Raw genomic sequence first — 937 nt, forward strand, 5'->3', positions numbered from 1 at the left:
GTCGATGGGACAACCGGCCCGCCGCCTCCACCCCCGCAGACGACGCCACCTCACCTACCCCCGCCCACCACAGCGAAGCCCTAGCCTCGCACTTAAAGGTGAAGTGATGGTTCGATCGACGCGAGTCTGATCGACGCTCTCGAATCGGCCCGTAGGTTCTGCCGCCATCGATAACCTGCTGACGACGGACAGGACAGCGCACGTAGATCATCTGGGATCCGGTCCCGCCGCGACGTGTTTGACAAGGCCACCTCCAGCTCGCGCTGGATACCGGCGGTCGCCTCTTGATTGACCTTGTCACGATGTTTCGATGGAGATAGAGCTACTTAGCCAGCTAGTGGTTGCAGCGCTCGGCATCACCGCCGTCGCAATGCAGGCCGTTCATTGGTCGGGAGTTGGCCGGCTTCGCCGCATTCTCAAGTTTGATGCGGAGCTGGTCAGCTTGTTACCCGAAGGGTCGCAAGCGCGAGAAACCTTGTCGTCTCATATCGATTCACGGTTGGCTGATCTCGTCGAGCGCGAAACCGAACATCGCCGAAACTACCGACTCATCATCTTTGGTTTGATGGGCCTAGGTGCGGCCATTGGGAACTTCGCCCAACGTGCGCTTTGGCCATCCGGCGTAATCACAGAGCACCCGATGGCTATTGCATTCTTCTTGGCATTAGGCAGCGTAGTGCTAGTCCTAGGTCTGCCTCGGGTTCGTCGAAACTCTGACGGACTTCCTGACTGGCGAGACATATGGCGCAGGACGTCCGCGTGAACTCGATCATGGCGTGTGCGGCCATGAGTCCAGAGCCTTTAGATTTCCAGTCGACTCCGCGGACGTGCCCGTTGCGTGGCGTTCAGCGCGCGTCTGCTCGATGGACCCGACAAGAAATCCGGCAGAGCTCGCCGATGACGCCCGGTGGCTGAGAATAGGCGTAACGGGCGTAAC

Annotated in this window: 1 protein-coding gene; it reads left to right on the top strand. The window is 59.8% G+C overall.

The window, feature by feature from the left end; genetic code table 11:
• Window positions 1–310 precede the first annotated feature (310 nt).
• Window positions 311–763, top strand: coding sequence for a hypothetical protein (locus Rhe02_RS49460; RefSeq protein WP_203915552.1), 453 nt, complete (start codon window positions 311–313; stop codon window positions 761–763).
• Window positions 764–937 lie beyond the last annotated feature (174 nt).

Origin of the sequence: Rhizocola hellebori (assembly GCF_016862955.1) — a bacterium.
GTDB lineage: Bacteria > Actinomycetota > Actinomycetes > Mycobacteriales > Micromonosporaceae > Rhizocola > Rhizocola hellebori.